At 68.0% G+C, this 26,325-nt stretch carries 22 protein-coding genes; 10 read left to right on the forward strand and 12 right to left on the reverse strand.

Annotation, left to right across the window (positions count from 1 at the left end):
- Positions 1–22: 22 nt before the first annotated feature.
- From aceA to C4B30_RS11120, 3 genes are all read right to left on the reverse strand, one after another.
- On the reverse strand, positions 23–1,330 hold the full coding sequence (gene aceA, locus C4B30_RS11110) for an isocitrate lyase (RefSeq protein ID WP_027784796.1): 1,308 nt from the start codon (positions 1,328–1,330) through the stop codon (positions 23–25).
- 395 nt (positions 1,331–1,725) lie between these two features.
- On the reverse strand, positions 1,726–3,276 hold the full coding sequence (locus C4B30_RS11115) for a DEAD/DEAH box helicase (RefSeq protein WP_027784795.1): 1,551 nt from the start codon (positions 3,274–3,276) through the stop codon (positions 1,726–1,728).
- 357 nt (positions 3,277–3,633) lie between these two features.
- Positions 3,634–3,903: an acyl-CoA-binding protein gene (locus C4B30_RS11120; RefSeq protein ID WP_011352486.1), complete on the reverse strand. Its 270-nt coding sequence runs from the start codon at positions 3,901–3,903 to the stop codon at positions 3,634–3,636.
- Positions 3,904–4,050: 147 nt separating this feature from the next.
- On the opposite strand from C4B30_RS11120, the gene tsaB reads away from it, so the two are divergent.
- From tsaB to C4B30_RS11140, 4 genes are read left to right on the forward strand one after another with little or no spacing between them, the layout of a single operon-like run.
- Positions 4,051–4,818, forward strand: a complete 768-nt coding sequence (gene tsaB / locus C4B30_RS11125) for a tRNA (adenosine(37)-N6)-threonylcarbamoyltransferase complex dimerization subunit type 1 TsaB (RefSeq protein WP_027784794.1) — start codon at positions 4,051–4,053, stop codon at positions 4,816–4,818.
- Positions 4,815–5,315, forward strand: a complete 501-nt coding sequence (gene rimI / locus C4B30_RS11130) for a ribosomal protein S18-alanine N-acetyltransferase (RefSeq protein WP_027784793.1) — start codon at positions 4,815–4,817, stop codon at positions 5,313–5,315. Before tsaB ends, rimI begins: the two co-directional genes overlap by 4 nt.
- Positions 5,302–6,333, forward strand: a complete 1,032-nt coding sequence (locus C4B30_RS11135) for a uracil-DNA glycosylase (protein ID WP_027784792.1) — start codon at positions 5,302–5,304, stop codon at positions 6,331–6,333. Before rimI ends, C4B30_RS11135 begins: the two co-directional genes overlap by 14 nt.
- Positions 6,330–7,295 (forward strand): DUF1853 family protein, encoded by a 966-nt coding sequence (locus C4B30_RS11140; RefSeq protein WP_027784791.1) that lies wholly within the window; start codon positions 6,330–6,332, stop codon positions 7,293–7,295. The genes C4B30_RS11135 and C4B30_RS11140 overlap by 4 nt, the downstream gene beginning before the upstream one ends.
- Before the next feature lie 18 nt (positions 7,296–7,313).
- Here the strand turns inward: C4B30_RS11140 and thiD are convergent, their stop codons facing one another.
- Complete coding sequence (gene thiD, locus C4B30_RS11145) at positions 7,314–8,123, reverse strand: bifunctional hydroxymethylpyrimidine kinase/phosphomethylpyrimidine kinase (protein WP_027784790.1); 810 nt, start codon at positions 8,121–8,123, stop codon at positions 7,314–7,316.
- Positions 8,124–8,181: 58 nt separating this feature from the next.
- Positions 8,182–9,489, reverse strand: a complete 1,308-nt coding sequence (lplT, locus tag C4B30_RS11150; RefSeq protein WP_089500311.1) for a lysophospholipid transporter LplT — start codon at positions 9,487–9,489, stop codon at positions 8,182–8,184.
- A 218-nt stretch (positions 9,490–9,707) separates the two neighbouring features.
- On the opposite strand from lplT, the gene alr reads away from it, so the two are divergent.
- The 3 genes from alr (at position 9,708) to C4B30_RS11165 (ending at position 12,581) form a co-directional block, all read left to right on the forward strand.
- A complete protein-coding gene (alr, locus tag C4B30_RS11155) occupies positions 9,708–10,778 on the forward strand; it encodes an alanine racemase (RefSeq protein WP_027784788.1) in 1,071 nt (356 codons plus the stop codon).
- A gap of 11 nt (positions 10,779–10,789) precedes the next feature.
- Positions 10,790–12,166 carry a DNA repair protein RadA gene (gene radA, locus C4B30_RS11160; RefSeq protein ID WP_027784787.1) on the forward strand — a complete coding sequence of 459 codons (1,377 nt, stop codon included), beginning with the start codon at positions 10,790–10,792 and terminating at the stop codon, positions 12,164–12,166.
- Positions 12,167–12,314: 148 nt separating this feature from the next.
- The gene (locus C4B30_RS11165) at positions 12,315–12,581 is read left to right on the forward strand and encodes a DUF2866 domain-containing protein (protein ID WP_027784786.1); all 267 of its coding nucleotides are present in this window, start codon (positions 12,315–12,317) and stop codon (positions 12,579–12,581) included.
- A 184-nt stretch (positions 12,582–12,765) separates the two neighbouring features.
- Here the strand turns inward: C4B30_RS11165 and C4B30_RS11170 are convergent, their stop codons facing one another.
- A complete protein-coding gene (locus C4B30_RS11170; RefSeq protein ID WP_027784785.1) occupies positions 12,766–14,697 on the reverse strand; it encodes an ATP-binding cassette domain-containing protein in 1,932 nt (643 codons plus the stop codon).
- 135 nt (positions 14,698–14,832) lie between these two features.
- Between C4B30_RS11170 and C4B30_RS11175 the strand changes: the two genes are divergently transcribed.
- On the forward strand, positions 14,833–15,312 hold the full coding sequence (locus C4B30_RS11175) for a glutathione peroxidase (RefSeq protein WP_027784784.1): 480 nt from the start codon (positions 14,833–14,835) through the stop codon (positions 15,310–15,312).
- 63 nt (positions 15,313–15,375) lie between these two features.
- Here the strand turns inward: C4B30_RS11175 and cls are convergent, their stop codons facing one another.
- From cls to dapC, 6 genes are all read right to left on the reverse strand, one after another.
- Positions 15,376–16,815: a cardiolipin synthase gene (gene cls / locus C4B30_RS11180; protein ID WP_027784783.1), complete on the reverse strand. Its 1,440-nt coding sequence runs from the start codon at positions 16,813–16,815 to the stop codon at positions 15,376–15,378.
- Positions 16,816–16,935: 120 nt separating this feature from the next.
- Positions 16,936–17,844 (reverse strand): 50S ribosomal protein L3 N(5)-glutamine methyltransferase, encoded by a 909-nt coding sequence (gene prmB / locus C4B30_RS11185; protein WP_027784782.1) that lies wholly within the window; start codon positions 17,842–17,844, stop codon positions 16,936–16,938.
- A gap of 11 nt (positions 17,845–17,855) precedes the next feature.
- Positions 17,856–18,995: a succinyl-diaminopimelate desuccinylase gene (dapE, locus tag C4B30_RS11190; RefSeq protein ID WP_027784781.1), complete on the reverse strand. Its 1,140-nt coding sequence runs from the start codon at positions 18,993–18,995 to the stop codon at positions 17,856–17,858.
- 87 nt (positions 18,996–19,082) lie between these two features.
- Positions 19,083–19,451, reverse strand: coding sequence for an ArsC family reductase (locus C4B30_RS11195; protein WP_006478478.1), 369 nt, complete (start codon positions 19,449–19,451; stop codon positions 19,083–19,085).
- Positions 19,451–20,278, reverse strand: coding sequence for a 2,3,4,5-tetrahydropyridine-2,6-dicarboxylate N-succinyltransferase (dapD, locus tag C4B30_RS11200; RefSeq protein WP_006478479.1), 828 nt, complete (start codon positions 20,276–20,278; stop codon positions 19,451–19,453). The genes C4B30_RS11195 and dapD overlap by 1 nt, the downstream gene beginning before the upstream one ends.
- Positions 20,279–20,322: 44 nt before the next feature.
- Positions 20,323–21,555: a succinyldiaminopimelate transaminase gene (gene dapC, locus C4B30_RS11205; RefSeq protein ID WP_027784780.1), complete on the reverse strand. Its 1,233-nt coding sequence runs from the start codon at positions 21,553–21,555 to the stop codon at positions 20,323–20,325.
- Positions 21,556–21,714: 159 nt separating this feature from the next.
- Here dapC and C4B30_RS11210 point away from each other — a divergent pair, with 159 nt between their 5' ends.
- On the forward strand, positions 21,715–22,656 hold the full coding sequence (locus C4B30_RS11210) for a DMT family transporter (RefSeq protein ID WP_027784779.1): 942 nt from the start codon (positions 21,715–21,717) through the stop codon (positions 22,654–22,656).
- Between the two features lie 139 nt (positions 22,657–22,795).
- Entirely contained in the window at positions 22,796–26,308 is a 3,513-nt protein-coding gene (gene smc, locus C4B30_RS11215; RefSeq protein WP_027784778.1) for a chromosome segregation protein SMC, read from the forward strand.
- Positions 26,309–26,325: the final 17 nt, after the last annotated feature.

The raw sequence follows: 26,325 nt of genomic DNA on the forward strand, positions 1-26,325 counted from the left end.
ATCGGCGTCACGCCACTGCGTGTTACGCGACCTTCTTGCCGTCGAAGAACTGTTCGTCCTCGGTCGAGCCATGCAGCGCGGTCGTCGACGCTTCGCGCTCGACCGTCTGCGTCACCGCGTCGAAGTAGCCCGTGCCGACCTCGCGCTGGTGCTTGACGGCCGTGAAGCCCTTGTCGGCTGCCGCGAACTCCGCCTGCTGCAGTTCGACGAATGCGCTCATCTGCGTGCGGGCATAGCCGTGCGCGAGATTGAACATCGAGTAGTTCAGCGCATGGAAGCCGGCCAGCGTGATGAACTGGAACTTGTAGCCCATCGCGCCGAGCTCCTTCTGAAACTTCGCGATCGTCGCGTCGTCGAGGTTCTTCTTCCAGTTGAACGACGGCGAGCAGTTGTACGACAGCAGCTTGCCCGGGAACTGCTTGTGGATTGCTTCCGCGAACTTCTTCGCGTACTCGAGATCGGGCTTGCCGGTTTCGCACCAGATCAGGTCCGCGTACGGCGCGTACGCGAGGCCGCGCGAGATGGCCTGTTCGAGGCCCGGCTTCGTGCGGAAGAAGCCTTCCACCGTACGCTCGCCCGTCAGGAACGGCTTGTCGTTGTCGTCGACGTCGGATGTGATCAGGTCGGCCGCTTCCGCGTCGGTGCGCGCAACCAGCACGGTCGGCGTGCCCATCACGTCAGCCGCGAGACGCGCGGCCGACAGCTTCGCGACCGCTTCGCGCGTCGGCACGAGCACCTTGCCGCCCATGTGGCCGCACTTCTTCACCGACGCGAGCTGGTCTTCGAAGTGGACGCCCGATGCGCCGGCCTCGATCATCGCCTTCATCAGTTCGAACGCATTGAGCACGCCGCCGAAACCGGCTTCCGCATCGGCGACGATCGGGGCGAAGAAATCGACGTAGCCTTCGTCGCCGGGGTTCTTGCCTTCCGACCACTGGATCTGGTCGGCGCGCGTCAGCGTATTGTTGATGCGCTTCACGACGAGCGGCACCGAGTTTGCCGGGTACAGCGACTGGTCCGGGTACATTTCGCCCGCGACGTTCGCGTCGCCGGCCACTTGCCAGCCGGACAGGTAGATGGCCTTCAGGCCGGCCTTCACCTGCTGCATCGCCTGGTTGCCGGTCAGCGCGCCGAGTGCGTTGACGAACGGCTCGTCGTTGATGAGGCGCCACAGTTTTTCCGCGCCGCGCTTGGCCAGCGTGTGCTCGATCGGGATCGAGCCGCGCAGGCGGACCACGTCCTCGGCCAAGTAGCTGCGCTTGATGCCCTTCCAGCGCGGATCGGTTTCCCATTGCTGCTGCAGTTCCTGTGCCTGTTGCTGACGCGACATGATGAGCTCCTTGAGGCGGTGTATGCGTGACGGGCCGAATCTGACCGTGGTGATGCCGTTCGCGAAGCGGGGAAGCGGTGCATTCCGTTTCGCGAAGTCTTGTATAAGAGTCTAGGCAAATTGGCGGCACCGAAACAGGGGCTGCATCGGGAAGTGAGGATTTTTTTAGTTGTTGGGAATCAACGGCTTGCCGTCTAAATTTCGAGATAAGAAACGCGTTTTCCTATCCCGCAATCGCGGAGGTTGTGCCCTGCAGCATGATTTTTTACGACGCAAAAAAATTTTCCGCATCGTGAAATGAGCGGCGGGCGAAAAAAAACCGGCGCGGATGCGCCGGTTTGGCTGGATTGGGCGGTACCCGATCCGCCGGGCGGCCGAGGGCCGCCCGTGTGTGCTTACGATGCCGAATTGCTGCGGCGCGGGGCGCCGCTGCGCTGACCGTCGCGACGCGGGCCGCCGTCACGGCTGCCGCCCGGCTTGCCGCTCCAGCCGCCGCCATTGCCGCCGCCGTGGCTGCGGCCGGCACCGTTGCCGTTGCCCGCATAACCGCCGCCCGGCTTGCCGCCGAAACGACGACCGCCGGTGCTGCCGCCCGGACGGCCGCGGCCGCCGGTGCCGCCGTTACGCGGGGGCGACTTGCGCGGTTCGAAACCTTCGACCACGTTGACCGGCAGCGGCGAGCGCACGAAGCGCTCGATACGCTTGAGCGCGCCTTGCTCGGCATGATGCACGAGGCTCACCGCGATACCCGAGCGGCCCGCGCGACCGGTACGGCCGATACGGTGCACGTAGTCTTCCGCGAACTTCGGCAGATCGTAGTTGAACACGTGCGTGATGCCCGGGATGTCGATGCCGCGTGCCGCGACGTCGGTGGCAACCAGCACGCGCACGCGGCGCTCGCGCAGCGCACGGATCGTGCGGTTACGCGCGCCCTGCGGGAGATCGCCGTGCAGCGCGGCCGATTCGAAGCCTGCGTCGGCGAGACGGCCGGCGAGCTGGTCGGCGTCGATCTTGGTCGCCGTGAAGATGATCGCCTGGTCGAGCGCGTCGTCGCGCAGCAGGTGATCGAGCAGGCGATCCTTGTGGTCGCGATCGTCGACGTAGTGCACGGTCTGCGCGATGTTCGTGCGCGACTCGAGGCGCTGCTGGATCTCGATGCGTTCCGGATCCTTCAGCAGGCGGCCCGTCAGCGAACCGATCTTGCCGTCGAGCGTGGCCGAGAACAGCATCGTCTGGCGCGACGCGGGCGTGGCCGCGACGATGGTTTCGATGTCGTCGATGAAGCCCATGTCGAGCATGCGGTCGGCTTCGTCGAGCACGAGCATCTTCAGTTCCGACAGGTCGATGCGGCCGCGCTCGAGGTGATCGAGCAGGCGGCCCGGCGTGGCAACCAGGATTTCCGGGTTCTTCGCGAGCAGCATCAGCTGCTGGCCGTAGGCGACGCCGCCGAGGATGCTGACCGTGCGCAGGCGCTTCAGGTGCTTGCCGTAGGTCGATGCGGCCGTCGTGACCTGCATCGCGAGTTCGCGGGTCGGCGTCAGCACGAGCAGGCTCGGGCGCGATACCGGCTGCGGGCGGCGGACGCGGCGGTCGCCGGTGTTCGGTTCACGCGGGGCGCGGGGCTGCTGCGCCTGCGTCTTCTGGAGCTGCGCGAAACGCTCGATCGCGGGCAGCATGAATGCGGCCGTCTTGCCCGAACCGGTCGGGCTCGACACCAGCAGGTCACGGCCGGCGATGCCGGCCGGGATCGCGCGCTGCTGGACCGGCGTCGGCTTCACATAGCCGGCAGCCTCCAGCGCGGAGACGATCTCCGGCGACAACCCGAGCGACGCGAAGCTCGGCTCGTCCGACGCCGGTTCGACCACGGCCGGTGCGGCGGCGGCGTCGAGACCGAGCGCCTGGTCGGCGATCACGTTGAGCGGGCTGGAGTTGATGCTCGAAGTCATAACAATCCTTGAAACACAGTGGGTGAAACGTCGGCGCCAATCGCGCATACCCAAGTCGTCGGATTCATCGAGCAAATCGGGAAACGGGAGCAATCCGCCGAACCGTCGGCGGATGAGGCATTAGAAGCTGTTTTGGGTGCGGCGCGCTTCAGGAGCGGGACCGCCAGCCTAGTTGACGACCGCGAAGGTCGAAGCAGGAGGGGACAGGTTCTAAACCGGATTGGAGCTTAACGCTACGAGGCGTCGGGCCGGAACGGCTTGCGAGCCGAGCGCGGGAGGTGACGCAGGCCGCATTATAAAGAAATTTGCTGCGCTGCGCCACTGATTTGATTGCCGATTGCGGCGGGGACGATCCGGTCAGGACGCCGTGCCGTTTTTCAGCGACTCGACGAGTTCGATGTACTGCTGCTTCGCCGCATCCTGCGACGTGCCCTTCAGGGCGTCCCACGCATCGTACTTGTATTTGCCGACGATATCGGTGAAGCCGGGCTTGTCGCCGTGCGCATCGCCGTCGGTCGCCTGCTTGAAGAGCGCGTACAGGCGCAGCAGGGTCAGGTTGCCCGGCCGTTCCGTCAGTTGCTTGACGTCGATCTGGGCCTGGTCGAATTGGGCGGTGAGTTCGCTCATCGGGTGTCTCCGTAAGGGTTTCAGATCGGCCGATCTTAACAAGCGGGCCGCCGCGCGGGGTCGAGCGATCCTTCCAAACCGCGGCCGGCGCCGCTCGCGTGCACAGATCGGGCCCGATCGCCCGTGGGAGCGGGGCGGCGCATTACAATGTCGGCCATGACGCAAACAGTGCTCCTCGCCATCGATACGTCGACCGAATACTGCTCGGTCGCGCTGCTGCGCTCGGCCCACGCCGATGACGCCGTTTCCACCCCGCAAACCTGGATCCGTCACGAGCTGACGGGCGCCGTGTCGAGCACGCGCGTGCTGCCGGCGATCCAGGAGCTCTTCGCCGAATCCGGGCTGACGCTCGCCGACTGCGACGCGATCGCGTTCGGCGCGGGCCCCGGCTCGTTCACGGGCCTGCGTACCGCGACGGGCATTACCCAGGGCCTCGCGTTCGGGGGCGGGCTGCCGGTCGTGCCGATCGGCACGCTGCTCGCGTGCGCCGAGCACGCGCGACTGCGCGCGCCCGACACGGCCCGCGTGCTCGCCGCGCTCGACGCGCGGATGGACGAAGCCTACTGGGCGGATTTCGCGTGGGACGACGGCGCCGGCGACTGGCGCGTGGTGCATCCGGCGTCGCTCGATGCACCGGGTGCCGTCGGCGTACCCGACGCGCCGTTCACGCTCGCCGGCAATGCGGCCGCGGCGTTCGGCGCGCAATTGCCGGCCGCCGCGCGGGCCGCCGCGATCGACGGCGACGCGCTGCCGCATGCGCTGGCGGTCGCGCATGCCGCGCTGCGCGCATTCCGCGCGGGGCGTGCGGTACCGGCCGACCAGGCCGCGCCCGAATACGTGCGCGACAAGGTCGCGCAGACCACGGCCGAGCGCATCGCGGCACGGGCCGCGCAGACGGGCGGAGCGAAGGGATGACGGGTGTGCTGCTGAGCGACCGCTATCTGGCGCCGATGACGGACGCCGATCTCGACGAGGTCGTCGCGATCGAACACGTCGCGTACGAATTTCCGTGGAGCCGCGGCAACTTCGAGGATTCGTTGCGCAACGGCTATCTGGGCGTATGCCTGCGGCACGTGACCGGGTCGCTCATCGGCTATTGCGTGCTGATGCCCGTGGTCGACGAGATGCATCTGCTGAACCTGTGCGTCGCGCCGGCCGCGCAGCATGCGGGCGCGGGCCTCGCGCTGCTGCGCGAGGCGGTGCGCATTTCGCGCGCGGAGCGGCTCGACGGCATGCTGCTCGAAGTGCGGCCGTCCAATCCGCGCGCGATCCATCTGTACGAGCGCTTCGGCTTCGTGACGATCGGCCGGCGCAAGAACTACTATCCGGCGAAGCATCGCAGCCGGGAGGACGCGATCGTGATGCGTCTGACGCTGAACAAGGACGAGGGGGATGCGCATGGCATGGGCTGAAGCGGCGCTCGAGGAACTGGGCCTCGCGCAGATCTGGGTGCGGCGTGGGCAGCGCGCGGACGACGACGCGGCAGCCGTCGCGCAAACCGCGGCGGCCGACGACGGTTCCGTCGTCGCGGCCGATCGGCCGGTGCGCGCAGCGCGTGCACCGGTGCAGGACGCTGCGCCAGCGGGCGTCGCGCGCGGCGCTGCCGGCGGCTTGCCGGCTCGCGAGTCGCGGGCGCCGGCGCACGATGTCGTCGATGGCGATCGGCCGCCCGCGCAGGCGGCATCGGCCGAGTCGGCCGCATCGCCCGCATCGTCCGATACGATGCCGTCGAAGGATGATGCGCCGCCTGCCGGGGACGACGATTTCGCCTGGTTCGACGCGGCGCCGCAGGGCGATTTCGTGCCGGCCGCCGAATCGCGTCCCGCCGGCACACCGGTCGCCGCGCTCGACTGGGAGGCACTGGCCGCGCGCGTGGCGGACTGCACGCTGTGCCGTCTGTGCGAGAAGCGGACCAACACCGTGTTCGGGGTTGGCGACCGCGAAGCGGACTGGATGCTGATCGGCGAAGCGCCGGGCGAGAACGAGGACAAGCAGGGTGAGCCGTTCGTCGGCCAGGCCGGCAAGCTGCTCGACAACATGTTGCAGTCGCTGTCGCTCAAGCGCGGCGACAACGTGTACATCGCGAACGTGATCAAGTGCCGCCCACCCGGCAACCGCAACCCGGAGCCGGACGAGGTCGCGAGCTGCGAGCCTTATCTGCAGCGCCAGGTCGCGCTCGTGAAGCCGAAGCTGATCGTCGCGCTCGGCCGTTTTGCCGCGCAGACGCTGCTGAAGACGGACGCGAGCATCGCATCGCTGCGCGGCCGCGTGCATGCGTACGAGGGCGTGCCGGTGATCGTCACCTACCACCCGGCCTACCTGTTGCGCAGCCTGCAGGACAAGTCGAAGGCGTGGGCCGATCTGTGCCTCGCGCGCGACACGTTCAAGCGTGCGGAAGGCGCCGACGCGCACGGTTCGGCCGGGCAATGACGGCCGGCGCGGCGTGCGCATTCGTCGATACGCTGCATGACGTCGCGGTGCGAGACCTGGGCTGGCTGCTGGCCAGTCCGAGCCTGCTCACCGCGGTGCCGGGCGCGCCGCTCGCGTGCCCTTGGCCGGATGCGGCCGGGCAAGCGGCCGTCGAAGCGTGGCTCGCCGCGCTCGATGCGCAGCCCGGGCCGCTGCATCGCGCGCTCGCCGGGTTTCGTCCCACCCGGCTCGGCCGCTACGCCGAATGCCTGCTCGAGTACTTTCTGACGCACGGGCCGTCGCTGCGGCTCGTCGCGGCCAATCTGCCGCTGCGCAGCAACGGCCGCACGCTCGGCGAAGTCGACTTTCTCGTCGATGCGCCGGACGGCCGGCGCCTGCACTGGGAACTCGCGGTGAAGTGCTATCTGTGTGCGCCGATCCGCGACGGCGCGTCGCTCGCCGACTTCGTCGGCCCCAATCTCGTCGACCGGTTCGACCTCAAGCGCAGCCGGCTGCTCGACCACCAGTTGCGGCTCGGCGAACACGACGGCTTTGCCCGGCTCGGCTACGGCGCACCGTCCGACGCGCAGATGTTCATCAAGGGTTGGCTGTTCCATCCGCACGGCGTGCCGGTATCGCCGGTGTCCGCCGAAATCGCGCCGGATCACCCGCGCGGTTTCTGGCTGACGCACGCGCAGTGGCCGGCGTGGGCGGCCGCGCAGCGCGACGGCGCGGCATGGAGCGTGTTGCCGAGGCTGGCATGGCTGGCGCCGCGGCGTGCCGCCGGGGGCGCAGGTTTCGAGCCCGAGCCGCTGGCGAGCGCACCGGAACTGCCGCCCGTGCTCGCGACGCGCCAGACGCCCGACCTGATCGGCATCCATGAACAGGGCGGCGACGGCACGTGGCGCGAGACGGCGCGCGGTTTCGTCGTGCCCGACGACTGGCCGGCGCGCGCGCAGGCGTTTGCGGCGCAGGATCGCTGACGCCGCGTCAGCCGGCGTTCACCACCAGCGATGAAAGTGATGGACCGGGCCGACGCCGTGGCCGACGTCGAGGTGGCCGCTCGCGGCGATCGCGCCGGTCAGGTAGGTCTTTGCCTCGCGTACCGCGCTTTCCAGGTCGGGTTGCTGCGGCAGCAGTGCCGCGATCGCCGACGACAGCGTGCAGCCGGTGCCATGCGTATTGCTGACCGGCACGCGCGCGCCGTCGAGCCGCACGGTGCGTGTCGCTTCGACGAGCCAGTCCGGGCTCGCGGACGCGTCGGGCAGGTGGCCGCCCTTCATCAACACGGCGCGCGCGCCCGTTCGCAGCAAGGCCTGGCCTTGCCGGACCATGTCGTCTTCGGTGGTGGCGGGCGCATCGTTCAGCAGTGCGGCCGCTTCGGGCAGGTTCGGCGTGACGACGGTCGCGAGCGGCAGCAGCGTGTCGCGCAACGCGTCGACGGCATCGGGCGCGAGCAGCGCGTGGGCGCTCTTCGAGATCATCACCGTGTCGAGCACGACGAAGCGCGGCACGTAACGGCGCAGCGCGTCGGCTACCGCGTGCACGATCGCCGCGTTGGCGAGCATCCCGATCTTGACCGCATCGATGCGGATGTCGTCGAACACCGCGTCGAGCTGCGCGGTCACGAAGGCGGCGTCCGGCGCATGCACGCCCGTCACGCCGCGCGTGTTCTGCGCGGTCAGCGCGGTGATCACGCTCGCGCCATACGCGCCGAGCGCGGAAAACGTCTTCAGGTCGGCCTGGATGCCTGCGCCGCCGCCCGAATCGGAGCCGGCGATCGTCAGGATGTTGGGTATCGGGTGCGTCATGAGGGCAACGCGCCGGTGCGAGGACCGGCGTCGGCGGACGGAAACGGAAAGTGTAGCGTCAGTGCCGCGATTCGCCGATCAGCGCGACCGAGTCGAACTGACGCTGGTTCGCCTGGTGGCGGCGCATCACGAGCCACATCGTCAGGCAGACGAACGTGCCGAACAGCACGATCACGACGCCGACCGGCACGTCGAGCCACACGAGCACCGCATACAGGCACAGCATCACAAGCACCGACAGGTTCTCGTTGAAGTTCTGCACCGCGATCGAATGGCCGGCCGACAGCAGCACGTGGCCGCGATGCTGCAGCAGCGCATTCATCGGTACGACGAAGTAGCCGGACAGCGCGCCGACGCCGATCAGGAAGATGTAGGCGACGATCAGGTAGAACGGCAGGCGCAGATGGCCGAAGTGCAAGGCCCAGTGCGACGGGAACAGGTCGCGCGTGTAGAACGCCATCAGCATCACCGCGATGCCCATGATGATGCCGACGGGCAGCACGGACAGCGACTTCTTCAGCGGAATCCGGGCGGCGGCGGCGATCGCGCCGCCCGCGACGCCGACCGCGACCACGGCCTGCAGGATCGCGCCTTCGGACAGCGACATGTTGAGCGACACCTCGGCCCATTTCAGCACGATGAACTGCAGCGTCGCGCCCGCCCCCCAGAACAACGTGGTGACCGCGAGCGAGATCTGGCCGAGCTTGTCGCGCCAGAGCACCATGAAGCAGTCGGCGAAATCGGTGAGCAGCTTGACCGGGCCGCGTTCCTGCTTCGGATAGCGGGCGCCCGTGTCGGGAATGCGCAGGTTGAACAGCGCGGCGACCACGTAGATCGCCATGATGATCGCCATCGCGGCTTCGGCGGGCGTGCCGATCCAGGCGGGCGTGTGCGCGATCACGTGCGCTGCGATGTGCGGGCTGATCAGCGCGCCGCCGAGCACGGTGCCGAGGATGATCGAGCTGACGGTCGTGCCTTCGATCCAGCCGTTCGCGGCGACCAGCCGGTCGGCCGGCAGCAGCTCGGTGAGAATCCCGTACTTGGCGGGCGAGTAGGCCGCCGCGCCGAAGCCGACGATCCCGTACGCGATCAGCGGGTGGGCGCCGAATAGCATGACCATGCAGCCGACCACCTTGATCGAGTTGGTGATGAACATCACGCGGCCCTTCGGGCGCGAATCCGCGAAGGCACCGACATACGCCGCCAACACCACATACGACAACACGAAGAACAGCTTCAGCAGCGGTGTCATCCAGTTGGGGGCGTGGAGGTCTTTCAGCAGGGCGATGGCGGCGATGAGGAGCGCATTGTCGGCCAACGACGAGAAAAACTGCGCGGCCATGATGGTGTAAAAACCTTTTTTCATCTGATGCGATGCTTTCGTCGCTGCGGCAGGGCCGCGTAGGCCGCCTGATATGCGATCGGCTTATTCCGTTCGAAATGGGTTGTGCGCACGGCTTTATAACATGAAAATACGCGAATTCGGACTAGCAAGATTCCCCGATCGTTCCGCAAATTGTCGGCTTCGGTGCTCAAAAGGCGCGGTAAGCTGATGATTCGCAAGCGTCTTTACGTAAATTTCCCATGCCGCGCCCGATCTCCGCCACCATCCATACCGCCGCTCTCGCGAACAATCTCTCCGTCGTCCGCCGCTTTGCCGGCCCGTCCAAGGTCTGGACGGTCGTCAAGGCCAACGCGTACGGCCACGGTCTCGCCCGCGCGTTTCCGGGCCTGCGCGGCACCGACGGCTTCGGCCTGCTCGACCTCGACGAGGCCGTGAAGCTGCGCGAGCTCGGCTGGGCCGGCCCGATCCTGCTGCTCGAAGGCTTCTTCCGCTCGACCGACATCGACGTGATCGACCGCTACAGCCTGACGACGACCGTCCACAACGACGAGCAGATGCGGATGCTGGAAACGGCGCGGCTGTCGAAGCCCGTCAACGTGCAGCTCAAGATGAACAGCGGGATGAACCGGCTCGGTTACGCGCCGGAGAAGTACCGTGCCGCGTGGGAGCGCGCCCGCGCGTGCCCCGGCATCGGTCAGATCACGTTGATGACCCATTTTTCGGACGCGGACAACGAGCGCGGCGTCGCCGAGCAGCTCGCGACCTTCGAGCGTGGCGCGGAAAACATCGCCGGCGCGCGCAGTCTCGCGAATTCGGCGGCCGTGCTGTGGCATCCGGACACGCACTTCGACTGGGTGCGGCCGGGGATCGTGCTGTATGGGGCGTCGCCGTCCGGGCTGTCGTCCGATATCGCCGACACGGGGCTGAAGCCCGCGATGACGCTCGCGTCCGAGCTGATCGCGGTGCAGACGATCGCGAAGGGCCAGGCGATCGGCTATGGCTCGACGTTCTCCGCGCAGGCGCAGATGCGGATCGGCGTCGTCGCGTGCGGCTACGCGGACGGCTATCCGCGCGTCGCGCCGGAAGGCACGCCCGTGATCGTCGACGGCATCCGCACGCGGATCGTCGGTCGCGTGTCGATGGACATGATCACCGTCGATCTGACGCCGTGTCCGCAGGCCGGCGTCGGCGCTCGTGTCGAGCTGTGGGGCAATGCGCTGCCGATCGACGACGTCGCGCGTCATTGCGGCACGATCGGCTACGAGCTGATGTGCGCGGTCGCCGCGCGCGTGCCGGTGCGAGCGGAATAAGGGCGTCGCGCGTGGCCAAACAGAAAACGATTTACGTCTGCAGCGAGTGCGGCGGACAGACCCCCAAGTGGCAGGGCCAGTGCCCGTCGTGCCAGGCATGGAACACCCTCGTCGAATCGGTCGCCGAGTCGCCGGCGGCCCATCGTTTCCAGTCGCTCGCGAAGCGGGCGCCGGTGCAGCGTCTCGCCGACATCGAGGCCGCCGACGTGCCGCGCTTCTCGACCGGCATCGGCGAATTCGACCGCGTGCTGGGCGGCGGGCTGGTTCCCGGCGGCGTCGTGCTGATCGGCGGCGATCCGGGCATCGGCAAGTCGACGTTGCTGCTGCAGTCGCTCGCGGATATCGCGAACGAGCGGCGCGCTCTATATATCAGCGGCGAGGAATCGGCCGCGCAGATCGCGTTGCGCGCGCAACGGCTCGCGCTGCTCGACGGCGGCGCGCCGGCGGCCGAACTGAAGCTGCTCGCCGAGATTCAGCTCGAGAAGATCCAGGCCGCGATCGACGCGGAGCGGCCGGACGTGGCCGTCATCGACTCGATTCAGACTGTCTACTCGGACGCGCTCACGTCGGCGCCCGGCTCGGTCGCGCAGGTGCGCGAATGCGCGGCGCAGCTCACGCGCATCGCAAAACAGTCGGGCACCGCGATCATCATGGTCGGGCACGTGACGAAAGAAGGCAACCTGGCCGGCCCGCGCGTGCTCGAGCACATCGTCGACACGGTGCTGTATTTCGAGGGCGACACGCATTCGTCGTTCCGGCTCGTGCGTGCGTTCAAGAACCGCTTCGGCGCGGTCAACGAACTCGGCGTGTTCGCGATGACCGAGCGCGGGCTGCGCGGCGTAGCCAACCCGTCCGCGCTGTTCCTGTCGCAGCACGAGCAGGTCGTGCCCGGTTCGTGCGTGCTCGTCACGCAGGAAGGCACGCGCCCGCTGCTCGTCGAAATCCAGGCGCTCGTCGATACGGCGCACGTGCCGAACCCGCGCCGGCTCGCGGTCGGCCTCGAGCAAAACCGGCTCGCGATGCTGCTCGCGGTGCTGCACCGGCACGCGGGCATCGCGTGCTTCGACCAGGACGTGTTCCTGAATGCGGTGGGCGGCGTGAAGATCACCGAACCGGCCGCCGACCTCGCGGTGCTGCTCGCGATTCACTCGTCGATGCGCAACAAGGCGCTGCCGAAAGGGCTCATCGTATTCGGCGAGGTGGGATTGGCGGGCGAGATCCGGCCGTCCCCGCGCGGGCAGGAGCGGCTGCGCGAAGCGGCGAAGCTCGGCTTCACGTCCGCGCTGATTCCGAAGGCGAATGCGCCGAAACAGCCGATCGAAGGGCTGAACGTGATGGCCGTCGAGCGGCTCGAGCAGGCGATCGACCGCGTGCGCGATCTTGAATGAGCGGCCCGGCCCGCGCTCGGGCCGGGCGTCGACGGACGATCTGTCGCGTAATTCGCTGTAAAGAATATGTAGGCGACTGTAACCCGCCGGACATCGCTTTTCCCTATCCTTTTCCGGATCGTCGAACCGCGTAATGCGAAGGGAACCTATGTTGAAATCGTACGGGGAAGCGCCTGGCGGACGCCTTTACAACTTGCGCGGCTGCCGCGTGTCGGAGCCGATTCGCCAGCCGTGGGGCGGCGGATGCCGGATCGTCGAATGGATCGACGAAGAAGGGCGCCTCGCGCGCAAGGTCGTGTCCGAGGATGTGACGGAAGCGGAAGTCGCCGCGGCGATCCGCCGGCCGACCAAAGGGCGCCGATACCTGATGGGCGACGACGAGCAGATGCCGCGCGACACGCTGCCGCGCCGCTGAGCGGATGGCGCGGCGGGCCGACGCAGCCCTGTCGAACGCAACAATGACGATGAGGCCGGGCCTGGGTGCTCGGCCTCGTCGTTTCCGCGGCCGGGCGGGTTCGTGGGGCGTTGACGCCCCGACGTGACACGCCGCCGATGATGCCGTTGACGCGATCATCGGCTGACGGCCCCGGCGGCCGCGGTCAGCCGATCTGCTCGAGTTCTTCCTGCACGGCAAGCCAGTCCGCCTCGACCGTCTCGAGCCGGGTATTGACCTCGCCGAGCTTGCGGATCGCGTCGGTCAGTTCCGTCTTGCGCGCGGCCTCGTAGCTCGCCGGATCGGCGACGAACGCGTCGAGGCGCGCCTTCTCCGCGTGCAGCGTTTCCATTTCCCTTTCGAGCTTCGTGATGCGGTTCTGCAGCGGCTTCTTCAACTGCGACAGCCGCTGGCGTTCCTCGGCCGCCTGGCGTTTCTGATCCTTGCGGTTGACGCCCGCATCGGCGCCCGCGGCTGCCGCGCTGTCGGCCTTCGCGGCCGCGCGCTGCTCGGCCGCATGCTGCAGCAGCCAGTCGCGGTAGTCGTCGAGATCGCCGTCGAACGGCTGCAGCCGGTGCTTCGCGACCAGCATGAACTGGTCGGTCGTCGCGCGCAGCAGGTGACGATCGTGCGACACGAGGATCAGCGTGCCCTCGAACTGCGCGAGCGCCATCGTCAGCGCGTGGCGCGTTTCGAGATCGAGGTGGTTCGTCGGTTCGTCGAGCAGCAGCAGGTTCGGCTTCTGCCAGATGATCAGTGCCAGTGCGAGGCGCGCTTTTTCGCCGCCCGAGAACGGCCCGACCGGACTGGTCGCCATGTCGCCCGAGAAATTGAAGCCGCCGAGGAAGTCGCGCAACTCCTGCTCGCGCGTATCGGGCGCGAGCCGCGCCAGGTGCGCGAGCGGCGAATCGTCTTCGCGCAGCGTTTCGAGCTGGTGCTGCGCGAAATAGCCGATCGTCAGGCCCTTGCCGTCGCGGACGTGCCCGGACAGCGGCGCGAGCGTGCCGGCCAGCGTCTTGATCAGCGTCGACTTGCCCTGGCCGTTCGCGCCCAACAGGCCGATGCGCTGGCCGTTCTGGATCGACAGCGCGACGCGCTCGACGATCGGGATGTCCGCTCCGTCATCGGTGTGGTAGCCGCAACGGACGTCTTCCATCACCATCATCGGGTTCGGTGCGGCATCGGGCGTGCGGAATTCGAACGTGAACGGCGACGCGATGTGCGCGGGCGCGATCAACTCCATCTTCTCCAGCGCCTTCATCCGGCTTTGCGCCTGCTTGGCCTTGGTCGCCTTGGCCTTGAAGCGGTCGACGAAGCTCTGCAGGTGCTCGATCGTCTTCTGCTGCTTTTCGTATGCGTTTTGCTGCAGCGCCAGTTGCTGCGCGCGCAGCACTTCGAACTGCGAGTAGTTGCCGCCGTAGCGCTTCACCTGGCGGTTTTCCAGATGCAGCGTGACGTTGCAGATCGAATCGAGGAATTCGCGGTCGTGCGAGATCACGACGAGCGTGCCGGGGTAGCGGTGCAGCCAATCCTCGAGCCACACGATCGCATCGAGGTCGAGGTGGTTCGTCGGCTCGTCGAGCAGCAGCAGGTCGGAGCGGCACATCAGCGCCTGCGCGAGGTTCAGCCGCATGCGCCAGCCGCCGGAGAAGCTCGCGACGGATTCGCGCGTTTGCGCGAGCGTGAAGCCGAGGCCGAGCAGCAGCGCTTCGGCGCGGGCCGGCGCGGTGTAGCCGTCGGCATCGGCGAACGCCGCGTGCGCGTCGGCTTCGGCGGCGCCGTCATGCGCGGCCGACGCGGCGGCGATGCGGGCCTCGATCTCGCGCAGCGCGGCATCGCCGTCGAGCGTGTAGTCGAGCGCCGAGCGGTCGACCGCGGGCGTTTCCTGCGACACGTGGGCGATCCGCCACGACGGCGGCATCGAGAAATCGCCTCCGTCGGAATGCAGCTCGCCGCGCAGGACGGAAAACAGCGTCGACTTGCCGGCGCCGTTCGCGCCGATCAGGCCGGCTTTCTCGCCGGGATTGAGCACGAACGAGGTCGACTCGAACAGCGGCTTGGTGCCGCGCGCAAGGCTGAACTGATTGAAACGGATCACGGCGGAAATGACTGGCCAAAACCGCTATTCTAGACCGCGCGCCGGTCGCGCCGGGCATCGGCCGTTCGGCGGATGCCGCAACGGCGCAATTTCGCCTAGACTCCACGTCGATCCGGTTTCGTAAAGGAGTGCCCGATGTCCACCCTGTATTCATTCAGCGCAGAGACGCTCGCCGGTGCGCCGGTATCGCTCGATGCGTATCGCGGCAAGGTGCTGCTGATCGTCAATACCGCGAGCGAGTGCGGTTTCACGCCGCAGTACGCGGGTCTGCAGAAGCTGTACGACCAGTACTCGGCGCGCGGCTTCTTCGTGCTCGGCTTCCCGTGCAACCAGTTCGGCAAGCAGGAGCCGGGCGACGCCGCGCAGATCGGCGCGTTCTGCGAGCGCAACTACGGCGTCACCTTCCCGATGTTCGCGAAGATCGACGTGAAGGGCGACCATGCGCATCCGCTGTATCGCTACCTGACCGACGAGGCGCCCGGCATTCTCGGCCTCAAGGCGATCAAGTGGAATTTCACGAAATTCCTGATCGACCGCGAAGGGTGCATCGTCAAGCGCTACGCGCCGTCCACCAAGCCTGAGGAAATCGCCGCGGACATCGACAAGCTGCTGTGACGGCGCCGCGCGGCGTGTGTCGCGCCGGTGCGGATCGCGCGGGCGCGGCGGTCGTCAGGGCCGTTACAGGATCGGCGCGAACAGCCGCGCGACGTGCATCGCGATGCGCCGCCACGCGGGCGACTGCCGGTATTCGTCCGCATCGACCTCGTACGCCTGCGCGAAGTCGGCATCGAGCATCGTCTCGACTTCGTCGGCGAACGCCGGGTCGACGGTCAGCACCATCACCTCGAAATTGAGGCGGAACGAGCGGTTGTCGAGATTCGCGCTGCCGATCGCCGCCGCGACGCGGTCGATCAGCACGACCTTCTGGTGCAGGAAGCCGGGCCGGTAGCGGAACACCTTCACGCCCGCATCGATGAGGTCGCGCGCGTAAAGCTTGGACGCCTCGAACACGACGTAGTGGTCGCGCCGGCTCGGGATCAGGATGCGTACGTCGACGCCGCGCATCACGGCGAGCTTCAGCGCGCAGAGCACGGCTTCGTCGGGAACGAGGTACGGCGTGGTGATCCAGACCCGCTCGCGGGCCGCATTGATCGATTCGACGAAGAACAGCGAGCCGGTTTCCTGCTTGTCGGCCGGCCCCATCGGCACCGCGAGGCAATGCATGCCGTCGCCGGGTTGCGCGGGCGGCGGCAGCGCGATGGGCGGCAGCTTCTGCGTCGCCCAATGCCAGTCTTCGGCGAACACGTACTGGATGCTCGCCACCACGGGGCCGCGTATCTCGATGTGGGTATCGCGCCATGGCGACAGGCGCGGGTTCGCGCCGAGATATTCGACGCCGACGTTGTGGCCGCCGACGAACGCGCGATTGCCGTCGACGACGACGATCTTGCGATGGTTGCGGAAGTTCAGCTGGAAGCGGTTGACGAATTTCCGGTTGGTCGCGAACGGATGGACCTCGACGCCGCCCCGGCGCAATGCGTCGACGTAGCCGTGCGGCAGGTCGAAGCTGCCGATGCTGTCATACAGCAGGCAGCAGCGTACGCCGGCGGCCGCGCGCGCGAGCAGCGCGTCGCGCAGCATCCGGCCGAGCGCATCGTCGCGCACGATGAAGAACTGGACGAGTACGTAGTCGCGCGCGGCGTCGATCGCCGACAGGATGGCCGAGAACGTCGCGTCGCCGTTCACGAGCGTGCGCACCGAATTGCCGCCGAGGAACGGCATGCCGCCGAGCCGCGTGAGCGCGAGCACGGCGGCCTGGCCCAGCGCGTCGGCGGCCGGCCCGTCGGTCGCGTCGGTGGTGCGCCACGGCGAGCGCGGTGTGTGCGTGCGCAACATTTCCAGCTCGTGGCGGCGGGCGTCGACGTAGCCGGAGAATTTGCTGCGGCCGAGGAACAGGTACGGAACGAGCGTCAGGTACGGCATGGCCGTGAGCGAGACGGCCCACGCGATCGCGCCTTGCGACGTGCGCGTGTTCATGATTGCGTGGCACGCCGCGACGATTCCGAGCACGTGGACGGTCAGGATCAGGGTGCCGAGATGTAGCCAGTCGAGGGTCATGGGCGCGTAAAGGACTCCCGAAGGGACTCCCGAGGTCGTGCAGCCGGGCGGCCGCCTACGCGCATCTTACCCAACCGTGCGGCGCAACGGTGCGCCGCACGGCGGGCGAGACGGAAACGCTCAGGCCTTGCGCGGCAGGTCCGACGCCTGGATCAGGAACACGGCGTCGTCGCCCGCGCTGGTGGGCAGCCACGTGAGTTCGAGGCCGCCGAACGCCGCTTCGACGTGCTCGCGCTCGTTGCCGATCTCGACGACGAGCACGCCGTCGTCATGCAGCCAGCGGTGCGCGTCGGCGACGATGCGTCGCACGATGTCCATCCCGTCGTCGCCGCCGGCGAGCGCCATTTCCGGCTCGTGCCGGTATTCGGGCGGCAGCGCGGCCATCGACGCGGCGTTCACGTACGGCGGATTCGTCAGGATCACGTCGTAGCGCGAGTCGGGATCGGTGCGGAACGCGGGCAGCGGCGCGTAGAGGTCGCCGCGGTGCAGCCCGATGCGGTCTTCGAGGCCGTAGTCGCGCACGTTGATTTCCGCGACTTCTAGCGCCTTGTCCGACAGGTCGACCGCGTCGATCTCGGCGTTCGGGAACGCGCTCGCCGCGAGGATCGCGAGGCAGCCGGAGCCGGTGCACAGTTCGAGCACCGCGCCGACCTGCTCGGGATCGGCGACATACGGCTGCAGCCCGTCGTCGAGCAGTTCGCCGATGAACGAGCGCGGCACGATCACGCGTTCGTCGACGTAGAAGCGGTGGCCGTGCATCCACGCTTCATGCGTGAGGTAGGCGGCCGGCACGCGATCGGTCGCGCGTCGTTCGATCACCGCGAGCACGGCCGCGATTTCGTCGGGCAGCAGGCGCGCGTCGAGGAACGGCTCGAGCGTGTCGAGCGGCAGGTCGAGCGTATGCAGCACGAGGTAGGCCGCTTCGTCGTACGCGTTGTCGGAACCGTGGCCGAACGCGAGCTTCGCTTTCGAGAAGCGCGTGACCGCATAGCGCAGCAGGTCGCGGATTGTGGCAAAAGGTGTCGTCATGCGAGGCTCCGTCAGGCGATCAGTTGTTCGAGCACGCGTCGGTACACGTTCTTCAGCGGGTCGACGAAGCGCACCTCGATGTGCTCGTCGATCTTGTGGATACTGCCGTTCGGCGGGCCGAACTCGATCACCTGCGGGCAGATGCGCGCGATGAAGCGTCCGTCCGACGTGCCGCCCGTCGTCGACAGCTCGGTCGTGATGCCGGTCTCGGCGCGGATCGCGTTTTCCAGCGCGCCCGACAGTTCGCCGCGCGGCGTGAGGAACGGCAGGCCGCTCACCGACCACTTCAGCGTGTATTCGAGGCCATGCTTGTCGAGGATCGCGTGCACGCGGGCCTGCAGGCCTTCGACCGTGCTCGCGGTCGAGAAGCGGAAGTTGAACAGCAGGTCGGCGTGGCCGGGGATCACGTTGGTCGCGCCGGTGCCGGCGTGCAGGTTCGACACCTGCCAGGTGGTCGGCGGGAAGTATTCGTTGCCTTCGTCCCACTGTTCGGCCGCGAGCTCGGCGAGCGCCGGCGCGAGCAGGTGGATCGGGTTCTTCGCGAGGTGCGGATACGCGATGTGGCCTTGCACGCCCTTGACGACGAGTTCGCCGGACATCGATCCGCGGCGGCCGTTCTTGACGACGTCGCCGAGCTCGGCGCTCGACGTCGGCTCGCCGACGATGCAGTAGTCGAGCCGCTCGCCGCGTTCCTGCAGCAGTTCGACGACCTTCACGGTGCCGTCGGTGGCCGGGCCTTCCTCGTCGCTCGTGATCAGGAACGCGATCGCGCCGCGGTGGCCGGGATGGGCCGCGACGAATTCCTCGGACGCGACGACGAACGCCGCGAGCGACGTCTTCATGTCGGCCGCGCCGCGGCCGTACAGCTTGCCGTCGCGATGGGCGGGGATGAACGGCGGCGAGGTCCACTGTTCGAGCGGGCCGGTCGGCACGACGTCGGTGTGGCCCGCGAACGCGAGCAGCTTGCCCTCGCGGCCGTCGGCGCCGCGCTTGACGGCCCACAGGTTGGTCACGCCGTGCGACGCGATGGTCTCGCATTCGAAGCCGAGCGCGGCGAGGCGCTCGGTCATGATCTGCTGGCAGTGCTGGTCGTCGGGCGTCACGGACGCGCGTGCGATTAGTTGTTCGGTAAGGGCTAGGGTGGCGGACATGGTTCGGACCACTTTCGATAAAAAATGCCGGCACGGTGGCCGGCAGCGACAGGGCGTCGGGCGGCGCCCGCGGGCGCCGGGGCGGCTCTATGCGGCAAACAGCGCCGCGTATTGATCGGCCACGAAGCCGAGCGATTTCACGCGGCCGTTGACGACGAGCACGGGGCGCTTGATGACCGACGGCTTGTGGATCATCAGCGCGACCGCGCCGGTCTTGGTTTCGGCGGCCGCCTTCATCGCGTCGTCCAGGCCGCGCCACGTGGTGCCGCGCTTGTTCACGAGCGCGTCGAGCGACACGTCCTTCAGCCAGTCTTCGATCAGCGGCGCGCTGACGCCGAGCTTCTTGAAATCGTGGAACTCGAATTCGACGCCGTGATCGTCGAGCCACACACGGGCCTTCTTCACGGTGTCGCAGTTCGGAATGCCGTAGACGACCACGGTGTGCGGCTTCGCCATCAGTCGCCTCGCAGCAGTTCGTTCAGGCCGACCTTCGCACGCGTCTTCGCGTCGACCTTCTTCACGATCACCGCGCAGTACAGGCTGTGCGAGCCGTCCTTCGACGGCAGGTTGCCGGCGACGACGACCGAGCCGGCCGGGATGCGGCCGTAGCTGACTTCGCCCGTCTCGCGGTCGTAGATCTTCGTGCTCTGGCCGAGGTACACGCCCATCGAGATCACCGAGTTCTCCTCGACGATCACGCCTTCGACGACTTCCGAGCGCGCGCCGATGAAGCAGTTGTCCTCGATGATGACCGGGTTCGCCTGCAGCGGCTCGAGCACGCCGCCGATACCGACGCCGCCCGACAGGTGCACGTTCTTGCCGATCTGCGCGCACGAACCGACCGTCGCCCACGTGTCGACCATCGTGCCTTCGTCGACGTACGCGCCGATGTTGGTGTACGACGGCATCAGCACGACGTTCTTCGCGATGAACGAGCCGCGGCGCGCGATGGCCGGCGGGACGACGCGGAAGCCGCCCGCGGCGAAATCTTCGGCCGTGTAGTTCGCGAACTTCGACGGCACCTTGTCGTAGAACTGCGAGTAGCCGCCGGCCGGCATCGGCGCGTTGTCCTCCAGGCGGAACGACAGCAGCACGGCCTTCTTCAGCCACTGGTGCACGGTCCAGTTGCCGTCGATTTTCTCGGCGACGCGCAGTGCGCCTTTGTCGAGCTGCTCGATCGCGTGAGCGACGGCTTCGCGGACGTCGGCGGGCGCGGCCTTCGGCGACAGCTCGGCGCGGTTTTCCCAGGCGGTATCGATGATTTGCTGAAGTTGTTGCGACATGTTCGTTTTCGCAGGAGATGGATGGAATTGATCGGGATGGACGATTACCGCGCGAGAGAGCGGCAGAAATCGACGATGCGTTGCGCGCCCTCGACGCATTCGGGGGTGCCCGCGACGAGCGCGATCCGGATGAAATCGCGGCCCGGGTTCGTGCCGTGCGCATCGCGCGCGAGGTACGAGCCGGGCAGAACCGTCACATTATAGTCGGCGTACAGGCGGCGGGCGAACTCGGTGTCCGACAGGCCGGTGCGCGACACGTTGGCCCACAGGTAGAACGCGGCGTCGGGCAGCTTCACGTCGATCACGTCGGCGAGCATCGGCGTGACCGTATTGAACTTCTGGAGGTACAGCGCGCGATTCTCGCGCACGTGCGCCTCGTCGTTCCACGCGGCGATGCTCGCGTGCTGCCAGACCGGCGACAGCGCGGCGCCGTGGTACGTGCGGTACAGCAGGAATTTCTTCAGCAGCGCGGCGTCGCCGGCGACGAAGCCCGAGCGCATGCCCGGCACGTTCGAGCGCTTCGACAGGCTCGACAGCATCACGAGCCGCTCGAAGCCGCGGCCGAGGCGATGCGCGGCCTCGAGGCCGCCGAGCGGCGGCGCCGCTTCGTCGAAATAGATTTCCGAATAGCACTCGTCGGACGCGATCACGAAACCGTGGCGGTCCGACAGCGCGAACAGCTCGCGCCAGTCGTCGAGCGTCAGCACGGCGCCCGTCGGGTTGCCGGGCGAGCATACGTACAGCAGCTGCGTGCGCGCCCACACGTCATCGGGCACGGCCGCGTAGTCGCACGCGAAGTTGCGCGCCGGGTCGCTGTTCGCGAAATAGGGTTCGGCACCGGCCAGGAGCGCCGCGCCTTCGTAAATTTGATAGAAAGGATTCGGACAGAGTACGATCGCCTTCTCGCCCTGCGCGGACGGCCGTGCATCGATCACGGTCTGCGCGAGCGAGAACAGCGCCTCGCGCGAGCCCGACACCGGCAGCACCTGGGTGGCCGGATCGATCGCCGGCAGCCCGTAGCGGCGCTCGATCCAGTGCGCGATCGACGTGCGCAGCGCGTCCGAGCCGGCCGTGGCCGGGTACGACGCGAGGCCGTCGAGCGCGGCCACCACGGCCTCGCGGATCAGCGCCGGCGTCGCATGTTTGGGCTCGCCGATGCCGAAGCTGATCGGTTTGAGGTCGCCGGAAGGCGTCACGTCCTTGAACAGGGCGCGCAGCTTTTCGAAGGGATAGGGCTGGAGCGAGTCGAGTCGAGGGTTCACGGGCGAAGCGGCCATCGCGGCCGGTTGGAGCGAAAGAAGCGGCGGGCGCGCCGCGCGGCTGCGAACGGGCGCGTCGGGCGCGCGGGTCGCAGCGGACGATTATAGCGTGACGGAATGCGGTCACGGCCTGCCGGAGCGGCGGCCGGGCCGGTCGAATAAAGGGTATCGAACCAAATGAACAACGCGGTACGCGGCAGCCTGCCGACGCTGGCCATCCTGATCGGCGCGTCGGTGTGGGGCCTGATCTGGTATCCGCTGCGGATCCTCGCGTCGCTCGGCGTGACGGGCACGCTCGCGAGCGCGCTGACGAGCCTCGTCGCGTTCCTGTTCGTGATCGTCGCGCGGCACCGCACGATCGCGACGCTGCGCTGGCACTGGGTGCTGCCGGGCATCGCGGTGACGGCCGGCGTGACGAACCTCGGGTTCGTATGGGGCACGATCCACGGCGAGGTGCTGCGCGTGATGCTGCTGTTCTACCTGACGCCGGCCTGGACCGCGATCTACGCGCACTTCCTGCTGCGCGAACGGCTGACCTGGGCCGGCGCGGGGCTCGCTGCGCTGTCGATCGGCGGCGCGATGCTGATGCTGTGGTCGCCGACGCTCGGCTTGCCGCTGCCGGCCAACCCGGCCGAATGGGCGGGCCTCGCGGCCGGGCTGAGCTTCGCGATGAGCAACGTGCTGGTGATCAAGGCGAGCCGCGAGCTGCCCGACATGCGCGCCGAAATGCGCACCGCGACGCTGTTCGGCGGCGCGGCCGTGTTCGGCGCGATCGCGTCGCTGTTCGAAGGGCTGCCGGCCGCGCCGGCGAGCCCTCAGCTGGGCGTGGCCGCGCTGATCATCGCGGCGATCGGCGTGACGATGGCGTCGAACAACCTACTCGTCCAGTACGGCCTCGCGCGCGTGCCGGCGAACCGCGCGTCGATCATCATGCTGTTCGAGATCGTGATCACCGCGCTGTCGGCGTGGGTGTTCGCGAACGAGCTGCCGAGCGCGCGCGAGTGGGCGGGCGGCGCGTGCATCGTACTCGCGACGCTGCTGTCGAGCCGGGTCCATCGTGCCGCGCCGGCACCGGACAAACCCGGCGACGGTCGGGACGGCGCACGCGCGATGGTATGATGGAAGCCGTTTGCGGGGCCCAACGCTGGATGCGCGCGGCCCCGTTTTTGAATTCCGGGGCGCGTGGCGCGCAGGGGCTCTCCGGCCCCGCGCCGTGCGGCCCCGTCCGTTTCACACCTTCTTCACATCCGATACCGCCGTGCGTCTGAGCTCGATCAAACTCGCTGGCTTCAAATCCTTCGTCGATCCCACGCATTTCCAGGTTCCGGGCCAGCTTGTCGGCGTGGTCGGCCCGAACGGATGCGGCAAGTCCAACATCATCGATGCCGTGCGCTGGGTGCTCGGCGAGTCGCGCGCGTCCGAGTTGCGCGGCGAATCGATGCAGGACGTGATCTTCAACGGTTCGACCGCCCGCAAGCCCGGCAGCCGGGCCAGCGTCGAACTGATCTTCGACAACTCCGACGGCCGCGCGGCCGGGCAGTGGGGCCAGTACGGCGAAATCGCCGTCAAGCGCGTGCTGACGCGCGACGGCACGTCGAGCTACTACATCAACAACCTGCCGGCGCGCCGCCGCGACATCCAGGACATCTTCCTCGGCACGGGCCTCGGGCCGCGTGCGTACGCGATCATCGGGCAGGGCATGATCGCGCGGATCATCGAGGCGAAGCCGGAAGAGCTGCGCGTGTTCCTCGAGGAAGCCGCCGGCGTGTCGAAGTACAAGGAACGCCGCCGCGAGACCGAGAACCGCCTGCACGACACGCGCGAGAACCTGACGCGCGTCGAGGACATCGTGCGCGAACTCGGCGCGAATCTCGAGAAGCTCGAGTCGCAGGCCGTGGTCGCGACCAAGTACAAGGAACTCGTCGCCGACGGCGAGGAGAAGCAGCGCCTGCTGTGGCTGCTGCGCAAGAACGAGGCCGCCGGCGAGCAGCAGAAGCAGCAGCGTGCGATCGAACAGGCGCAGATCGACCTCGAGGCGCAGACGGCGAAGCTGCGCGAAGTCGAGGCGCAGCTCGAGACGCTGCGCGTCGCGCACTACTCGGCCAGCGACGCGATGCAGGGCGCGCAGGGCGCGCTCTACGAGGCGAACGCCGAGGTGAGCCGTCTCGAAGCCGAGATCAAGTTCATCGTCGAATCGCGCAATCGCGTGCAGGCGCAGATCGCCGCGCTGAACGCGCAGCGCGAGCAGTGGCGCGCGCAGGCCGAGAAGTCGCAGGACGAGCTCGAGGAAGCCGAAGAGGCGCGCGCGATGGCCGACGAGAAGGCCGCGCTCGCCGAGGACAACGCGGCCGCGAAGCACGATGCGCTGCCGGCGCTCGAAGCGAAGTGGCGCGACGCACAGGCGCAGCTCAACGACGAGCGCGCGCGGATCGCGCAGACCGAGCAGTCGCTGAAGCTCGAAGCCGCGCACCAGCGCAACGCCGACCAGCAGCTCCAGCAGCTTCAGCAGCGCCACGAGCGCCTGAAGAGCGAGGCGGGCGGGCTCGATGCGCCGGACGAAACGCAGCTCGAAGAGTTGCGCATGCAGCTGGCCGAGCAGGAAGAGATCCTCGCGGAAGCGCAGGCGCGCCTTGCCGACGCACAGGAAACGGTGCCGCGTCTCGACGGCGAACGCCGCGCCGCGCAGGAGCGCGTGCAGGCCGAAGCCGCGCAGATCCACCAGCTGGAGGCGCGCCTCGCCGCGCTGAAGCAGCTGCAGGAAAACGTGCAGACCGAAGGCAAGGTGCAGCCGTGGCTCGACAAGCACGAGCTCGGCGCGCTGCCGCGTCTGTGGAAGAAGCTGCATGTCGAGGCCGGCTGGGAAGCGGCGCTCGAGGCCGTGCTGCGCGAGCGTCTCGCCGCGCTCGAGGTATCGAATCTCGACTGGGTGAAGGCATTCGCGACCGATGCGCCGCCCGCGAAGCTCGCGTTCTATGCGCCGCCCGCGGCCGGCGAGCCGCCCGCCGCGGTGGCCGGGCTGCGGCCGGTGCTGTCGCTCGTGCGCATCGACGACGCGGGCATCCGCGCGGTGCTGAACGACTGGCTCGGGAACGTCTACGTCGCCGACGACGTCGCGCAGGCGCTCGCGACGCGCGCGCAACTGCCGGCAGGCGGCGCGTTCGTCGTCAAGGCCGGCCATATCGTCACGCGCGTCGGCGTGCAGCTGTACGCCGCCGATTCGGAGCAGGCCGGGATGCTGGCCCGCCAGCAGGAAATCGAAAACCTCGCGCGGCAGGTGCGTGCGCAGGCGCTGCTCGCCGACGAGGCGCGCACGGCCGCCGTGCGTGCCGAAGCCGCGCACACGCAGGCCACGCAGGCGCTCGGCGACGTGCGCGCGCAGGCCGAACGTGCGACGCAGCGCGTGCATGCGCTGCAGATGGACGTGCTGAAGCTCGCGCAGGCACACGAACGCTATACGCAGCGCAGCACGCAGATCCGCGAGGAACTCGAGGAAATCGGCGCGCAGATCGAAGAGCAGCGTGCGCTGCGCGCCGAGTCGGAAGCGAATTTCGAGCGCTTCGACGGCGAGCTCGCGGAACTGCAGGCGCGCTTTGAGGACAACCAGCTCGCCTTCGAGTCGCTCGACGAATCGCTGACGCAGGCGCGTCAGGAAGCGCGCGATCTCGAGCGCGGCGCGAACGACGCGCGCTTCGCCGCACGCAACGCGGTGACGCGGATCGACGAACTCAAGCGCACGATCCAGGTGGCGCACGAGCAGAGCGAGCGCGTCGCCGCGTCGCTGGAAGACGCGCGGGCCGAACTCGAGACGATCAACGAGCAGACCGCGCACACCGGCCTGCAGGACGCGCTCGAGATTCGCGCGGTGAAGGAAGAGGCGCTGCAGGCCGCGCGCATCGAGCTCGACGACCTGACCGCGAAGCTGCGCGCGTCGGACGAGCAGCGACTCGTCGCCGAGCGTTCGCTGCAGCCGCTGCGCGACCGCATCACCGAGCTGCAACTGAAGGAGCAGGCCGCGCGCCTGGCCGTCGAGCAGTTCGCCGAGCAGCTCGCGACGGCCGAGGTCGACGAGGCCGCGCTGAGCGAGAAGCTCACGCCGGATCTGAAGCCGTCGTACCTGCAGGGCGAAGTCACGCGCCTGAACAACGCGATCAATGCGCTCGGCCCGGTCAACATGGCCGCGCTCGACGAACTGAAGGCCGCGAGCGAGCGCAAGGTGTTCCTCGACGCGCAATCGGCCGACCTGATCGACGCGATCACGACGCTCGAGGACGCCATCCACAAGATCGACCAGGAAACCCGCACGCTGCTGCAGGGCACCTTCGACGAGGTCAACCGTCATTTCAGCGACCTGTTCCCGCGCCTGTTCGGCGGCGGCCAGGCGAAGCTGATCATGACGGGCGACGAGATTCTCGATGCCGGCGTGCAGGTGATGGCGCAGCCGCCCGGCAAGAAGAACGCGACGATTCACCTGCTGTCGGGCGGCGAGAAGGCGCTGACCGCGACCGCGCTGGTGTTTGCGATGTTCCAGCTGAACCCGGCGCCGTTCTGTCTGCTCGACGAGGTCGACGCGCCGCTGGACGACGCGAACACCGAGCGTTTCGCGAATCTCGTGCGCGCGATGTCCGACAAGACGCAGTTCCTGTTCATCTCGCACAACAAGATCGCGATGGAAATGGCGCAGCAGCTGATCGGCGTGACGATGCAGGAGCAGGGCGTGTCGCGGATCGTTGCGGTGGACATGGAAACCGCCGCGGGTTTTGCCCAGAATTGACGTTTGACGAAACCGGA

The organism is Burkholderia sp. BE12 (genome assembly GCF_002959955.1).
Taxonomy (GTDB): domain Bacteria; phylum Pseudomonadota; class Gammaproteobacteria; order Burkholderiales; family Burkholderiaceae; genus Burkholderia.

Coding starts and splice junctions, on each gene's coding strand:
- aceA (WP_027784796.1), bottom strand. CDS start 1,330: ATGTCGCGTCAGCAACAGGCACAGGAACTGCAGCAGCAATGGGAAACC.
- lplT (WP_089500311.1), bottom strand. CDS start 9,489: ATGAAAAAAGGTTTTTACACCATCATGGCCGCGCAGTTTTTCTCGTCG.
- dapD (WP_006478479.1), bottom strand. CDS start 20,278: ATGTCGCAACAACTTCAGCAAATCATCGATACCGCCTGGGAAAACCGC.
- C4B30_RS11165 (WP_027784786.1), top strand. CDS start 12,315: ATGTTGAAATCGTACGGGGAAGCGCCTGGCGGACGCCTTTACAACTTG.
- prmB (WP_027784782.1), bottom strand. CDS start 17,844: ATGACGACACCTTTTGCCACAATCCGCGACCTGCTGCGCTATGCGGTC.
- tsaB (WP_027784794.1), top strand. CDS start 4,051: ATGTCGGCCATGACGCAAACAGTGCTCCTCGCCATCGATACGTCGACC.
- C4B30_RS11175 (WP_027784784.1), top strand. CDS start 14,833: ATGTCCACCCTGTATTCATTCAGCGCAGAGACGCTCGCCGGTGCGCCG.
- C4B30_RS11115 (WP_027784795.1), bottom strand. CDS start 3,276: ATGACTTCGAGCATCAACTCCAGCCCGCTCAACGTGATCGCCGACCAG.
- dapC (WP_027784780.1), bottom strand. CDS start 21,555: ATGGCCGCTTCGCCCGTGAACCCTCGACTCGACTCGCTCCAGCCCTAT.
- cls (WP_027784783.1), bottom strand. CDS start 16,815: ATGACCCTCGACTGGCTACATCTCGGCACCCTGATCCTGACCGTCCAC.
- C4B30_RS11135 (WP_027784792.1), top strand. CDS start 5,302: ATGGCATGGGCTGAAGCGGCGCTCGAGGAACTGGGCCTCGCGCAGATC.
- dapE (WP_027784781.1), bottom strand. CDS start 18,995: ATGTCCGCCACCCTAGCCCTTACCGAACAACTAATCGCACGCGCGTCC.
- C4B30_RS11195 (WP_006478478.1), bottom strand. CDS start 19,451: ATGGCGAAGCCGCACACCGTGGTCGTCTACGGCATTCCGAACTGCGAC.
- rimI (WP_027784793.1), top strand. CDS start 4,815: ATGACGGGTGTGCTGCTGAGCGACCGCTATCTGGCGCCGATGACGGAC.
- thiD (WP_027784790.1), bottom strand. CDS start 8,123: ATGACGCACCCGATACCCAACATCCTGACGATCGCCGGCTCCGATTCG.
- C4B30_RS11140 (WP_027784791.1), top strand. CDS start 6,330: ATGACGGCCGGCGCGGCGTGCGCATTCGTCGATACGCTGCATGACGTC.
- alr (WP_027784788.1), top strand. CDS start 9,708: ATGCCGCGCCCGATCTCCGCCACCATCCATACCGCCGCTCTCGCGAAC.
- C4B30_RS11120 (WP_011352486.1), bottom strand. CDS start 3,903: ATGAGCGAACTCACCGCCCAATTCGACCAGGCCCAGATCGACGTCAAG.
- C4B30_RS11210 (WP_027784779.1), top strand. CDS start 21,715: ATGAACAACGCGGTACGCGGCAGCCTGCCGACGCTGGCCATCCTGATC.